Source organism: Azospirillum sp. B4 (assembly GCF_000333275.1).
Classification (GTDB): Bacteria; Pseudomonadota; Alphaproteobacteria; order Azospirillales; family Azospirillaceae; genus Nitrospirillum.
The window spans coordinates 1-14,285 of record NZ_BACU01000631.1 but is presented as its reverse complement, the minus strand read 5'-3'; the positions used below and the strand labels follow the sequence as shown (position 1 = coordinate 14,285).

The 14,285-nt window shown below is 66.3% G+C and carries 11 protein-coding genes and 1 tRNA gene; 6 read left to right on the top strand and 6 right to left on the bottom strand.

Features of this window, described 5'->3' with window-relative positions:
• From I55_RS28260 to I55_RS28245, 4 genes are all read right to left on the bottom strand, one after another.
• The coding region (locus tag I55_RS28260; protein ID WP_159107297.1) for an ATP-binding protein at positions 1-1,488 on the bottom strand (1,488 nt) is incomplete at its 3' end.
• A gap of 493 nt (positions 1,489-1,981) precedes the next feature.
• Positions 1,982-4,306 carry a TonB-dependent receptor gene (locus I55_RS28255; RefSeq protein ID WP_159107296.1) on the bottom strand — a complete coding sequence of 775 codons (2,325 nt, stop codon included), beginning with the start codon at positions 4,304-4,306 and terminating at the stop codon, positions 1,982-1,984.
• Positions 4,307-5,004: 698 nt separating this feature from the next.
• A complete protein-coding gene (locus I55_RS28250; protein WP_044564066.1) occupies positions 5,005-5,214 on the bottom strand; it encodes a hypothetical protein in 210 nt (69 codons plus the stop codon).
• Between the two features lie 531 nt (positions 5,215-5,745).
• The gene (locus I55_RS28245; RefSeq protein ID WP_044564065.1) at positions 5,746-7,293 is read right to left on the bottom strand and encodes a bifunctional ADP-dependent NAD(P)H-hydrate dehydratase/NAD(P)H-hydrate epimerase; all 1,548 of its coding nucleotides are present in this window, start codon (positions 7,291-7,293) and stop codon (positions 5,746-5,748) included.
• Between the two features lie 378 nt (positions 7,294-7,671).
• On the opposite strand from I55_RS28245, the gene I55_RS37910 reads away from it, so the two are divergent.
• Positions 7,672-8,070 carry a hypothetical protein gene (locus I55_RS37910; protein ID WP_049974594.1) on the top strand — a complete coding sequence of 133 codons (399 nt, stop codon included), beginning with the start codon at positions 7,672-7,674 and terminating at the stop codon, positions 8,068-8,070.
• A 21-nt stretch (positions 8,071-8,091) separates the two neighbouring features.
• Here the strand turns inward: I55_RS37910 and I55_RS28235 are convergent, their stop codons facing one another.
• Both I55_RS28235 and I55_RS28230 read right to left on the bottom strand, forming a co-directional pair.
• On the bottom strand, positions 8,092-8,463 hold the full coding sequence (locus I55_RS28235; protein ID WP_199902758.1) for an MmcQ/YjbR family DNA-binding protein: 372 nt from the start codon (positions 8,461-8,463) through the stop codon (positions 8,092-8,094).
• Between the two features lie 123 nt (positions 8,464-8,586).
• Positions 8,587-8,662 (bottom strand) — tRNA-His (locus I55_RS28230).
• Between the two features lie 491 nt (positions 8,663-9,153).
• Here I55_RS28230 and I55_RS28225 point away from each other — a divergent pair.
• The 5 genes from I55_RS28225 to I55_RS28210 all read left to right on the top strand — a co-directional run.
• On the top strand, positions 9,154-9,492 hold the full coding sequence (locus I55_RS28225; RefSeq protein ID WP_004274165.1) for a P-II family nitrogen regulator: 339 nt from the start codon (positions 9,154-9,156) through the stop codon (positions 9,490-9,492).
• A 234-nt stretch (positions 9,493-9,726) separates the two neighbouring features.
• Positions 9,727-11,136, top strand: a complete 1,410-nt coding sequence (gene glnA, locus I55_RS28220; RefSeq protein ID WP_044564064.1) for a type I glutamate--ammonia ligase — start codon at positions 9,727-9,729, stop codon at positions 11,134-11,136.
• Between the two features lie 341 nt (positions 11,137-11,477).
• The gene (locus I55_RS33635; RefSeq protein ID WP_049974593.1) at positions 11,478-12,989 is read left to right on the top strand and encodes an MCP four helix bundle domain-containing protein; all 1,512 of its coding nucleotides are present in this window, start codon (positions 11,478-11,480) and stop codon (positions 12,987-12,989) included.
• A complete protein-coding gene (locus I55_RS33630) occupies positions 12,913-13,278 on the top strand; it encodes a sensor histidine kinase (RefSeq protein WP_159107295.1) in 366 nt (121 codons plus the stop codon). Before I55_RS33635 ends, I55_RS33630 begins: the two co-directional genes overlap by 77 nt.
• Positions 13,278-14,285, top strand: a 1,008-nt coding sequence (locus tag I55_RS28210) for a DUF3369 domain-containing protein (protein WP_148294028.1), incomplete at its 3' end; no start/stop codon positions are given. The genes I55_RS33630 and I55_RS28210, both read left to right, overlap by 1 nt.

Sequence of the window (14,285 nt, the reverse complement as noted above, 5' to 3'; positions counted from 1 at the left end):
CTCGTCGGAGCCGGAGGCGGTGATGACGCGATAACCCCAGCTTTCGATGATGGCGCCAAGCGCCATGCGTTGCAGGGCATCGTCCTCCACCGCCAGGATGGTGCGAGGGTCGCTTTCCCGGTGGGCCGGCCGCTGGCTGTCGCGGGGGAAGGTCAGCAAGCCGTCGCTGGGAGTTGTCACCGCGTCATCCGACCCCACCGCCGCAACGGCCGGCACCAGGACGGAGAAGACGGATCCCCTGCCGGGAACGGAGCGCACGGTGACGGTGACGCCCAGCAGGCGGGCCATGCGGCGCACGATGCCCAGTCCCAGGCCCAGCCCCTTGGTCCGGTCCCGTTCCGGATTGCCCAGCTGGACGAAATCATCGAACACGGTGTCCAGCTGATCCTTGGGAATGCCGATGCCGGTGTCCCAGACCTGGACCAGCATGGCGCCCTCCCGGCGGCGGGTGGAGACCAGCACCCGGCCGCCGCGACCGGTGTAGCGGACGGCGTTGGTCAGCAAATTGCGCAGGACGCATTTCAGCAGGACGGGATCGGTGTCCGCCTCCTCCAGCGCCGCCCGTGGGCCGACCTTGGCCCCCGGGCGCAAGCGGATGTCCACGCCAGCCTTCTCCGCGTCGCCCCGGATGGCGCTGACCAGACCGGCCAGCGTCGCTTCCAGCCCGAAGCGCTGGCGGTTCACCGCCACCGTGCCGGCATCCAGCACCGACACGTCCAGCAGGGCGCGCAACAGTTCCTCCCCCGCCGACAGCGCCTCCCCCATGCCAGCGATGAGCTTGCGGTCCAGGGCGTTGGCCAGGCCGTTGGCTGGCGAAGGCACGGCCACAGCGCCGCCGGCGGTGTTGGCGGCGGCCCGGCCGTTGGCCGCCCGCTCGCTCAGCATGTTGTGGTAGAGCCGCATGGTCTGCAGCGGCTGGCGCAGGTCATGGCTGATGGCGGCCAGGAAGACGGACTTGGCGCGGTTGGCCCTTTCGGCCTCCTCCGCGCGCGCCTGGCTTTCGGCCAGCGCCGCGCGCAGGCTCTCATACAGCTGGACGTTGGTAAGGGCCACGGCGGTGGAATGGGCCACCGCCTGCAGCATCGCCACCTCCTCCGCCCGGGGATGGCGCGTGGTCGCCCAATAGGCGCCAATGGCGGCCACCGGTTCCTCCGCCCGCACCGGCACCATCACCAGGCTTTTCACGAAGGTGGGCCGATAGGCGTCGTGGGGGATGCGGTCGTCCTGGTAGATATCGGGAATCACCGCCGGCTGTCGGTTCAGCATGACCCACCCGGAGATGCAGGTGGCCAGGGGGAAGCGCCTGCCCTTCCACAGCGGTCCGATGGCATTCTCATCCGCGTAATGGCAGAGCTCGCCCTCGCGCAGGACGAAGGTGACGCCATCAGCGCCGCTGAGCGCCCGCGCGGCCATGCGCACCACGGCCATGACACCAGACAGGTCGCGGCAAAAGGACAGGGCCTGAACCAGATCGACGAGACTGCCCACCGGACCCACGATCAAAGGCGGTGGCAAAAAGATGGCAGAGGCACCGCCAGCGGCAGGCGTTTCGCCGCTTGCGGGAACCGGGGCCATCGCGTCCTTCCAGCCCATCCCATCACCTTTCACACATCGCCCCCCTAGCCGCCCCCAATCCCGCTAGCGGCAGGAATGAACACAACCTTGGACGGCTATCCGACTGGACCATATGGTCAAATCAGGCCCGTGTTCCAGGCGGCAGGGGGGGCTAATACGGAAGGCTAGAGGCGACCTGGATGTGGAATCGCCTTTTGGCGCGAATCTGCTCGTAGACAGACTGTAGTTGGCCCTGGCCATGGGTGTTCGGTGGATTTCCAGGATTGCAAGTGGCGGGCGGCACGTGGTTGACCAAGGCAGGCGCCCTGGTCATCCCGAGGGTCAACCGGATCGCCGAGCGGCTGCGCGACGGCGAGCTCCCGCCTTCAGGAAAGGCCGCGGCCCGGTCCGGCAGCGGCCACCCGGCCTAGAAGTTGACCTTGCCCCGCACGCCGAAGGTGCGCGGCGGACGCAAGTTGGTGTAGGCGATGCCGGGCTTGAACATGTCCTGGTTGCCACCGGTGAAGATCACCGCGTCTTCCAGATTGTTGACGTAGCCCGTCATGGACCAGCCGCCAGAGGCCGCCGTGTAGGTCAGGCTGATGTTGGTGGTGGTGTAGGCGCCCTGGTACTCGGACGCGATGAAGTCCATGCCCCAGTAATAGCCGGAGGAGAACTGGCTATCGATGTTGGCGGCCAGCACCGCGCCATCCGCAAGATCGAAGTCATGCTCGTAACCCAGCGTTCCCGTCCACTTGGGCGCTCGGATCAGGCCGCGACCGGAGCAGTCCACCATCTGGCCCGACACGCCGGAGCGGACGGCGGTCGCCCCCGCCTTGCAGGTGGTGATGAAGGGCAGGCTGCCGCTGCTCAGCCAGGAGAAGAAGCTGAAGCTGTCGTAGATGCTGTCCAGGTATTCCACGTCGGCCGAGATCAGATCGCGGGGGGTCAGCTTGTACTTGGTGCTGATGTCGAAGCCCTTGATGGTGGCGTCGCCGGCGTTGACGGTGATGCGGCCGGTGTTGCCCACGCCGTTCTCGACCACTGGGCCGAACAGGGTTTCCTGGTGGTTCTTGTACTTCCAATAGAAGGCCTCCAGGTTCAGCTGCAGCCGGTCGTCGAAGAAGCGGTTCTTGGAGCCCAATTCGAAGGCGGTCAGCTTTTCCGGGGCGTAGCGGTCGTAGGGCGCGTCCGACAGGATGTAGCCGCCCGACTTGAAGCCGGTGGACGCCGTGAAATAGACCATGGACTTCGGCGCCACGTCATACTGGAAGCCGGCCTTCCAGTTGAAGGCGTAGAAGGTGGTGGACCCGGTGTGCTCATACTGCGTCAGGCCGGTCAGCGGATCGTTGCCGTTCAGCGTGAACGCCGGAAGGCTCACGTTGCCGGGAAACCCGACATATTCCAGCGCGCGCTGCGACTTGTCCTCGATGGTGTAGCGCAGGCCACCGATCAGGCGGAAATTCTCCGTCACCGGCGCCGTCACGTCGCCGAAGGCGGCGTAGCTGCGGGTGTGCAGGTCGGGGAAGCTGGCGTAGTCCAGGTTAACCAGCTGATAGACCTGGAAGTGGTTCTTGTCATCCTCATCGAAGAAGTAGAGGCCGGCCACCCACTTCAGCCAGCTGTCCTCCTCCGATGACAGCCGCGCCTCGACACTGGAGGTCAGGGTGTGGTCGGTCACGGCGTCGGAAAATCCGGGCACCCAGGTGAGATAGTCGTCCATCAGGTAGCGGACGGCGGGAATGAAGGTCAGGTTGGCGAAGCCCAGATCACGCTCGAAATCCACGGACGCGCCCATGTTGCGGATGTTCTGCCAGCCGGTGTCCCGCACCGGCAACTGTGGCGCGCCGTTCTGCGCCAGCTTGAAGGCGTTGGCCGTGGCGCTGGAGGCGCCCATCCACGGGTCGCTGGAATTCAACACATGGCCGTTCTGATCCAGCAGGACGGTGCCCGGACCCTTGCCGCCAACGTGGGAGTAATCGAAGCTGGCCAGGATGGAGGTGACGTCATCCGGCTTGGCCAGGACCTGCAAGCGGCCAGCCTGGGTCTTGTCATCGTCGTACCCATCGGACAGGTAACCGGAGTGCGAGGACACCAGGGCGGAAACACGCACCGCCACCTTGTCGTTCAGCGGCACGTTCACGGCGGCGTTGGCCTTGACCAGGTCATAGCTGCCGAACTCGATCCCCGCCTCGCCGCTGACTTTTTCGGTGTCTGGTTTCCTGGTGATGACGTTGATCGCGCCGCCGCTGGCGTTTCGGCCGTAGAGCGTGCCCTGCGGGCCCTTCAGCACTTCCACCCGGTCGACATCGAAGAAGAAACCGTTGAAGCCGGCGGGCTTGGCGATGTAGACGCCATCCACGTTCATGGCGATGGCGGATTCGGCGTACTGGTCGGTGGCGAAGTTGCCCACGCCGCGCAGGTAGACGTCGGCCACGGCGCCGCCGTAGGAAATCTGCAGGCCGGCCACCTGTTTCTGCAGGTCGGCCACGTTGGTGATGCCCTGGCGCTCCAGCGCCTCCGCCGTCACGGCGCTGACCGCCACCGGCGCCTCCTGCAGGGATTCTCGCCGGCGCAGCGCCGTCACGACGATCTCATCAAGGCCGGTATTGTCCTTGTCCACCTGGGGGACCGCCTGCTGGGCCGCAGCCGGCAGCGCCATCAGCGCCGCCAGGGCCAAGGCCGCGGCGCCCCCGGCCAACCGATGCGACGGCCGGTGCGGCGATGAATAGGATGCGATATTCCGCTTCATGAACTGACTTCCCTCCCTGGGCATGTTCTTTGCCGCATACCGGCCAGCCGACCGGTGCGGACGTTTGTTCAGGCCGGTGGTCCGGCCACTGTTTGGGGGGATGGATGAGAGTGTCGGCGGCTGGTCAGGTGCTGAAAGCCCCGCCCGGACGCATGGCCATCCGGCGCGCTTGCGCAACCGACCGGCATTCCCTGGGATGAAGCGCCTTGCACATCCCGCCCTCCCCGATTGGGGCCCTTCCGGCCCCTTTTTGTATTTGTCCCTGGCCAGGAGACCACCGCCAGCTTCCCACTGCGACATTTTCCCAGACATCAAAGCGATGCCCGGGCCGCATAGCCGGCGAATACTTTGAGTGATTGGCCTTACTTTTGGCCGCGCATTGGTCGGCCTGCCACTGTTTTGATGGTTTCACTATCCGGAAGGTACGTGAGATGGTCAATCTGGTATTGGCGATATTGACTATCGGTGCGCTGGATAGAAACCTCGCCTGGATCACAGCCACGCGGAGACGCGGCCAACCGCCCGCGTTAAATCAGACGCGGTCGGCTAGCGTTGAGTCTGTCCGCGAGCATCTTCACACCCAAAACGATTCGACCTGTGGGCGGTTGCTCCAGTGTGGGCGCCCGGCGGGGGCGTCCCCAGAATGATCCGGGAGCTAAGGGAACGGACGCATGTTTCGACCATGCGTGGGAACCGCGTCAGCTGGCGACGCGTTCGCTGAACAGGCGGGTGAAGCTTTCTGCCGACAGGGTGCGCTGTTCGCGGGCGCAGCTGCCTTCGGGCAGGTTGTTGCGCACCATGAAGCGCACATGGGGAATCTGAAGGCTGTCCGTGGTGATGGTCAGCACCTCGGCCGTTTCCGTGACATTGCCGGATACCACACGGCGATATTGCGCCCCGATCTGCAAAGGATCATCCAGGCGGGACCGACGAAAAAGAGAGAAGCCCACAATCGCCCCCCTAATAAAGCAGGCCCGGCGCCCTTCCGTCCCGATAACAGGCGGGCACAGTCGGTTCCGATGCCAGACGTTCGGGATGAAGGCCCCGTCGCCTTGCCCCACCCCGCGCCTTCGTGATTGCCCGACCCCTTATCCTCCCCACCCGATACTTGGGAATCACGTACCAGCCCCAGCCCGATCTAGACACCGATACTGGACGCTTGAGCACGCTTGCAGGCGGATATTACGCCGGTCAGTCACGCCCCCATGGAGGGCAAATGCCGCGAAGCGGTTTGAATCTATATGAAGAATATCTCATTGTTTTAGTGTCGGCAATGCTTTTGGCATATCGCGAATATGGTGTGCTCAATATTCCAGACGGTACGTCCTTAGGCACTTGGTCTGCCCAGAAGGGAAAGGCGCAGTCAAAGTGGCAAGGGAGGGTCCGTCTTATCTACAATTTTATAGGAATTCTAGCACCTCTTCCCCGACAAGCTCTGCTCAGGCCGGCGACGACAGCGCCATCAACAGGGCCGGCACCTGTTCCGCCAAATCCTCCGCCACCAGGCCGGGGCCGAAGCGCACGGCGGCCTGGGCGTGCAGCCAAGCCGCCGCCTGGGCGGCAGGGAAGGCATCCATGCCAGCGGCCAGCAGGCCCAGGCACAGGCCGGCCAGCACGTCGCCCGACCCGGCCGTGGCAAGGGAGGGCGGCCCCCCGGCCTCAATGACCGCGCGGCCGTCGGGATGGACGATGACGGTGTCAGGTCCCTTCAGCAGCACGACGGCGCGCAGATGGCGGGCGGCGGCACGGGCGCGCGTCAGCTTGTCGCCCCCCAGCACGGCATGGCCGGCCCCGAACAGGCGGGCAAACTCCCCCTCATGCGGCGTCAGCACGGCGCGCCCCCCCAGATGGTCCCTGAGGACGTCCGCCTGGCCGGCGAAGGCGGTGAAGATGTCGGCGTCGAGCACCAGGCCGAAGTCCGCCCCCCGCCGACCGGCCACGGCGGCCAGGGCGCGCAGCAGCGCCTGCTCCGCCCCGCCCGTGCCGGCACCTGGGCCCAGCACGGCGGCAGTGATGCGCGGATCGGCCAGTATCGCCTCCGCATCCTCCCCGCCTGCCATGGGACGGACGATCTGGCTGGGGCTGCTGAGGCGATAGACCAGTTCGGCCGCCGGCGGGCTGACCACCGTGACCAGGCCGGCCCCCACCCGCTGCGCCGCCCGCGCCGCCAGCCGGGCGGCCCCGGTCATGATCGCCCCGCCCAGCACGAGGGCATGGCCCCGACGGTACTTGTGATCATCAATACGGGGGTGGGGCATGCGGGCGGCGAACAGGGCGGGCGCGTTCCGCCAGGCGTCGGGCGCCACCGCCGGTGTGGACAGGACGCTGTCGGGAATGCCGATGTCGGCCACGACAGTGGCGCCGCAGGCCACCCGGCCGGGCAGCAGCAGGTGCCCCGGCTTCTCACGAAAGAAGGTCACGGTGACGTCCGCCCGCACCATGACGTCGCCCACGCTGCACCCGGTGTCGCCATCCAGGCCGCTGGGCACGTCCACCGCCACCACGACGGCACCGCGCCCGCGCGCCTCGGCCATCGCCGCCACCAGGTCGGCCGCCAGCCCCGCCAGGGGTCGCGTCAGCCCAGCGCCAAACAGGGCGTCGATGACGATACCGGCCCCGGCCATCACCCCCGGCTCAGCCGGCAGCACAGCGTCCCGCCCCCAGATTTCCACCCAGGCGGCGGCGGCCAGGGCGGCGTCACCCGTCAGCCGATCCAGGTCGCCCAGCAGGGCCAGGCGCACAGGCCAGCCGGCGGCGGCCAACAGGCGCGCCGCGACGAAGCCATCGCCGCCGTTGTTGCCCGGCCCGCAGAGCACCGCCACCGGGCGCACGCCCCAGCGCGCCATGACCTCACCGGCCACCGCCCTGCCGGCATTCTCCATCAGCACGATGCCGGGCACGCCGCCGGCGATGGCGGCGGCATCGGCCGCGCGCATGCGCGCCACGGTCAACAGGGCTGAAGGAGCATTCGAAGCGGTCGGATCCATGGCACGGCCTTCGCGGGCGGCAACGACTGGGGGTTGATGTCATCCCCGGCGGGACAACGCGGCGCTGGCGGTACCGGTGCCGCCCCGGTAGAATGGGATAGTCCGCAACCACCCGTCGAGGGCTTATGTCCGCCATTTGGGGACCGGGTACTTGGATCATGGCCACCAGTGGGGCCGCCATCGCCATCTGGGCTTGCCGCCTGGCGCATCTGCGACAAAAACAAACAAAGATCGCCTTCACCTACGACCTGTCCCAAGCGACAGCGCGCTTCCGCGACAGCCAGGGCCTGGACGCCCGCGAAGCCAGCCATTGGGAACGGAGTTCCGCCGCTATTTCGATCTCATGGCCCGGCCTCGGTATGGGCGGCGCGCAAGCCTATGGGCGCGCCGGACAGCCGGGTGGACGATTACTGGCATCAGCTGGTGCTGTGCACCGCCCTTTACGCCGCCTATTGCCAGGCGGCGGCCGGCCGCTTCATCCACCATGACATCGGCGCCGGTAGCCCTGAGGCATACGCCCGCACCTGGATCGCCTATGAGCAGCGCCACGGCACGCCGCCGGCCGACGCCTGGCCCAGGCCCTGCCCCCTGGCCCATGCCAAAGTCCAGTTAAGCCGCAGCGGCGGGGACGGCTACGTCACCCCCGGCGACAGCGGTGGTGGCAACGGTCATCATGGTGGTTGCGGCGGCAACAATGGCGGGGGCCATTGCGGCGGCGGGCACGGGGGATGCGGCGGACATGGCGGATGCGGGGGTAGCGGCTGTGGCGGGCACTGATGCACCCGCGCATGCCGGTGGTTAGGCGGGCGCCCCGGCGTCAAACTGTCGCACCAGAGCCTTGGGCGCCACCGCCCGCCAATGGCGGTGCAACAGGGCTACCACCTTGTCCAGCGACGGGCCGTCAGGGATGCCGGACAAGCGCACCAGCACGGTGGGCCAGCCTAAATAATGGTCGGTGACATGATAGACCGCCGGCTCCATGGCCATCAGCAGAGCGCGCTCGTCACTGTCGACGCCGGTGACGACCAGGGTGTCGCCGTCCTCCCGAAGGCGGGTCAGGAACTTGCCCCGCACCTTCAGCGCCGGGGTGCCGTAGGACGTGCCATCCTCCACCCCCGGCCAGATCAGGGCCTGGGCGCGGATGTCGTCAAAGGTGATGGGGGTGCGCATGAAAGCCTGGACTGCCCGTGGTGCCTGCCGGACGGGCAGTGTAGCGCGGTGGGCCGAGACCGGAAAAAGCAAAAAGGCGCCCGGCAGGGGGCGCCTTTGCTCTCCTTATATAATAAGGAGGAATGGGGCGATGGATGGGACTCGAACCCACGACCGCTCGGACCACAACCGAGAGCTCTACCAGCTGAGCTACCACCGCCGCCGTGAGGCGGGTTTCTGCACCACCTGCCCCCGCCCCGTCAAGCATTCTGATAAAATTATCTTCACATGCCGGGGTCGCGTTCCGGGGAAGGCTGCAATCCAGGCAATGGCACGCCCAGAAACCGGGGGCCAGGAATGACAAAAAGAACAAAAAGAAGGCCATTGGCTATTTTTTGTGCTGTCGTTTGCCCACAGAGCGCGCATACGTTGGCGCAGGCGGAGCGGGAGGGCCGGCCCTGCCCCATCCGCCGGGTTGGCATGGGGCGTGCTATCCTCCTGCCCCGGTCTGACCAGACCTATCCGACAGGCGGGAACGCTATCCTCATTGCGGGACACGCCCCGTCGGATCAAGGTATGGGCCGGACAACGAATTGGAAATCGTGGGGGGTTTTCCGGCACCCGTCGACTTACAGGCCCAACCGGCCGACAGCAGCCCGACACTGGTGCCAACCATCCCCCGCCCTTGAAGCGAAGGCGTGGCCGTAAGCGATGAAAAAGATCGAAGCCATCATCAAACCGTTCAAGCTGGACGAGGTGAAGGAAGCGCTGCATGAGGTCGGCATCAAGGGCATCACGGTAACGGAAGCCAAGGGCTTCGGCCGGCAGAAGGGCCATACCGAGCTGTACCGCGGCGCGGAATACGTGGTGGACTTCCTGCCCAAGGTGAAGATCGAGATCGTCATGGACGACCAATTGGTCGACCGCGCCATCGAGGCCATCCAGCAGGCGGCCCACACCGGTCGCATCGGCGATGGCAAGATTTTCGTGACCCCGGTCGAGGATGTCATCCGCATCCGCACCGGGGAACGGGGGCCGGACGCCGTCTGACGCCGCTGGACGTCGACGCCCCCTGCGGGGTGGCTGTTTGACGGAGTGCCGGCGGCGGCGGCCCGGGATATCAATGGTCATGAAACAATGATCATATGTATGGGGCTGGCGCCCCGGGATGGGAGTAGCCCAGGGGTGCCGGAAACAATATGAGGTCGGGGGCGACGTCGTTCCCTGCCTGTGTGCGTCAGTAGTGAACCCAACATCTCCCAGAACTTTAGGGAACCCATCAAGATGTCCGATATCGCGAAGTTCTTCGACCTGGTTAAGGAGCACGACGTCAAGTACGTCGACTTCCGTTTCACCGATCCGCGCGGCAAGCTGCAGCACACCGCCCAGCACATCAGCACCGTGAACGAGGACATGTTCACCGACGGCGTGATGTTCGACGGGTCGTCGATCGCCGGTTGGAAGGCCATCAACGAGTCGGACATGATCCTGATGCCCGACCCCGCCACCGCCGTCCTGGATCCGTTCGCCGCCCAGCCGCTGCTGACCGTGTTCTGCGACGTGCTGGAGCCCTCCACCGGCCAGCCCTACAAGCGCGACCCGCGTTCCATCGCCAAGGCCGCTGAGAACTACATGGCCAGCGCCGGCATTGGTGACACCGCCTACTTCGGCCCCGAGGCCGAGTTCTTCGTGTTCGACGACGTGAAGTTCGAAGTCTCGATGAACCGCGTCATGTACGAGTTCGACAGCGAGGAAGGCCCCTACACCTCCGGCAAGGCTTATCCGGAAGGCAATCTGGGTCACCGTCCGGCCGTCAAGGGCGGCTACTTCCCGGTGGCCCCGATCGACGCCGGCCAGGACCTGCGCGCCGAGATGGTGACCGTGATGGCCGACATGGGCGTCGAGGTCGAGAAGCACCACCATGAGGTGGCCGCTTCCCAGCACGAACTGGGCATCAAGTTCGGCACCCTGGTCAGCATGGCCGACACCATGCAGATCTTTAAGTACGTGGTGCATAACGTCGCCCATGCCTACGGCAAGACCGCCACGTTCATGCCGAAGCCGGTGTTCGGCGACAATGGCTCGGGCATGCACTGCCACCAGTCCATCTGGAAGGACGGCAAGCCGCTGTTCGCCGGTTCGGGCTATGCCGACCTGTCGGAAACCGCCCTGTACTACATCGGCGGCATCATTAAGCACGCCCGCGCCCTGAACGCCTTCACCAACCCGCTGACCAACAGCTACAAGCGCCTGGTCCCGGGCTACGAGGCGCCGGTGCTGCTGGCCTACTCCTCGCGCAATCGGTCGGCTTCCTGCCGCATTCCGTTCGTGAACAGCCCGAAGGGCAAGCGCGTCGAAGTCCGCTTCCCGGACCCGGGTGCGAACCCCTACCTGGCCTTCGCCGCCATGCTGATGGCCGGCCTGGACGGCATTCAGAACAAGATCCACCCCGGCGACGCGATGGACAAGAACCTGTACGACCTGCCGCCGGAAGAGCTGAAGGAAGTGCCGACCGTCTGCCGTTCGCTGCGTGAGGCCCTGGAATCCCTCGCCGCGGACAACGCCTTCCTGAAGAAGGGCGATGTCTTCACCGAGGACTTCATCAACAGCTACATCGACCTGAAGATGGAAGAAGTGCTGGCGTTCGAAACGTCGCCGCACCCCATCGAATACAAGATGTACTACTCGGTCTGATCGGAGCGGGCCCCCTTTCGGGGAGCCCCTTCAAATAGGGAAGGGCCGTCCAGCGGGACGGCCCTTTTCTTTTTGGCCGTGCCGTGCGTCCTGGCCCGCCGCCACTTCCCCTTTCGCGCCCTTGCCCCATCCGCACCCTGTACCGGAGGATAGAGGCTTGGACCTGTCCAGCGTCGACGGCAACCGTTAAGCTGAGACAATTATTTGCCTTTTCCCGGCAAGGGACGCCTTCGCCCGCACTGCCGAGGCTTGGCCCCGGACCGGTTGGCGGGTTGCTAGCGGAACCACGGCTTATGGCACAGTTTTCCGGCCCCCGATCCTCCGTCCTGGAAACCGCAGGCATGACGGTCGTCCCCTCAACCCCGGTTCCCCGCCTGGCCGGCGGCCTCTCATTGCGCGTCCGCCTGCTGCTGGCTTTCGCCCTGATGATCCTGGGCGTGGTCGTGGTTGTCGGGCTGGCCATCGACCGCCTGGGCGCCCTGAACGACAAAGCCGCCGTCATTCGCGACAATTGGCTGCCCAGCACGGCTGTCAACGGCCAGATGATTTCCGCCATCAAGAGCCATCGCTTGGCGGAGGCCCGGCTGCTTTTCACCGATGGCGACGACAGCCTGGCCAAGGATCTGGAGGCACTGGACCGTCGCAGCCAGGACGTGGAGATCGCGCGGCGCGATTATCAGCAATATATTGTCATGCGCACGGAGGACGAGCAGCATCTGAACGCCTTCGACCAGGCCTGGGCCGCCATCCGGCAGTATCAGGCCCGCCTGCGCGAGCTGGTCGAGGCCCACAACCGGGCCGCCGCCATCGCGCTGTACAACGGCCCACTGCGCGACGCCGAGAACCAGGCGAACGACGCCATCCTGCGCGACCTGGCCTTCAACGTGAACCAGGGCCGGGCGACGGCGCGGGAGGGCAATGCCATCTTCGCCAGCACCCGCCTGATGCTCCTGGCGGCGGCGGGCGCGATGGCGGCGGTGGGCGCCGTGCTGACAGCGCTGGCCATTCGCACCATCGCCGCCCCCCTCCGCGCCATGATCCGAGCCACGGCCGCCTTCGCCCAAGGCCGCTACGACCATCCCCTGCCTGGCCAAGGCCGGCGTGATGAGATCGGCAGCCTGGCCGAGGCCTTGGCGGTACTGCGCGACAAAAGCGCGGAGCGCGACCGTCTCGTGACCACCCGCACGGATGAGGCGCAGTCGCTCTCCGCCGCCAAGACGGAGGCGGAAGCCAGCCTGGCCACCCTGCGACAGTTGCAGGACCAACTGGTGGAATCGGAAAAGCTGGCGGCCTTGGGCTCCCTGGTCGCCGGCGTGGCGCATGAAGTCAACTCGCCCCTCGGGGTCGCGGTCAGCGCCAGCAGCACCCTGGCGCTGGAAACCAAGCGCTTCCTGGCGGATATCGAGGCGGGGCAGTTGCGGCAGAGCACGGTGGACCGCTTCGCCCGGGTGGCGCGCGACAGCACCGACCTGCTGGAACGCAACCTGGATCGCGCCACCACCCTGGTGCAGCATTTCAAGCAGGTGGCGGTGGACCGCGCCAGTTCCCAGCGCCGAACCTTCGACCTGGGCGACATGGTGGCTGACACCCTGACCACGCTGGGCCCCATGCTGCGCCGCGCGCCCTTCCGCATCGATAGCAGCATTCCCGAGGGCATCACCCTGGACAGCTATCCCGGCCCTCTGGGGCAGGTGCTGACCAACCTGATCCAGAACGCCGACCTGCATGCCTTCGACACCGCCCCATCCGCGCAGCGACCGCCACGCCACCGGCCAGATGCTGCGCATCGAGGCCAGCCGGAACGCCCGCGAGGTGACCTTGCGCGTGCAGGACAATGGCGCTGGGATGGGTGAGGATGTACGGCGGCGCTTGTTCGAACCGTTTTTCACCACAAAGATGGGCCAGGGGGGATCGGGCCTGGGCATGCACATCGTCTATAACATCGTCACGGGCATCCTGGGCGGAGCGATCGCCGTGGCATCCACGCGGGGCGAGGGAACGACCGTGACCCTAACCCTGCCCCTGGTGGCCCCCAAGGCCGCCGATGGCTCCGCGACGACCTCTCCCACCGTCGCCCGCGCGGCGGCCATCGGCAGTCCCTTTCCCGAACCAGCCCCCCTCCCCAGCGAAAGGCCCGGTTGATGGCTAATTCGGCTGAGGCCCTGATTCATATCGAGGATGATCGGGGGACCGCCCGGCAAAGCGGCCCAGGCTGGCGCATCCTGGTGGTCGATGATGACGAGCAGGTCCACCTGGCTACCCGCCTGGCGCTGGAGGGCATGGATTTCCGCGGCCGGGAACTGACCCTGGACAGCTGCTACACCGCATGGGAGGCGTTCGAATACCTGGCCGGTACCCAGGACGTGGCTGTCGTCCTGCTGGACGTGGTCATGGAGGATGAACGCGCCGGCCTGGACTTGGTGCGCCGCATCCGGGAGGAACTGCGCAACGACCAAATCCGCATCGTCCTGCGCACCGGCCAGCCGGGCTACGCCCCGGAACTGGAGGTCATCCGCCAATACGACATCAACGACTACAAGGCCAAGACGGAACTGACAGTAACCCGTCTGGCCTCCAGCATCATCACCGCCCTGCGCTCCTACGAACAGATCGTGGCGCTAGACCGGCATCGCCGGGGGCTGGAGCAAGTGATCAAGGCTTCCGCCGACCTGTTCACCGAGCGCAGCCTGAACGAATTCAGCGCTGGGGTGCTGATCCAGTTGGCGGCCCAGATGGGCATAGAGCCGGAAGGCCTGCTCTGCGCACAGGGCACTGTGGACGGGCCCATCATCGTGGCCGCAGCCGGCCGCTTCGCCGGCCACATCCGCAAGCCACTGGCGGCCCTAGGCAATATGGAAATCGAGGCGGCGCTGCTGGAGGCCTTCTCCCGTCGGGAAGGGTTCAAGAGCCGCGGCGGCGACATCCTCTATCTGCAGTCGGGCAGCGCGCATCCAGCCGCGATCTACATGGCCACCCCCACCGCGGTGGATGAACAGAAGCGCGACCTGGTGCGCCTGTTCACCATCAACGTGGCGCTGGGCTTCGAAACCGCCACGCTGTTCGAGCATCTGCGCTCCGTCGCCTTCACCGACCCGCTGACGGGCCTGCCCAACCGCGCGGGTTTCATCACCGCGCTGGACCGTTCGCCT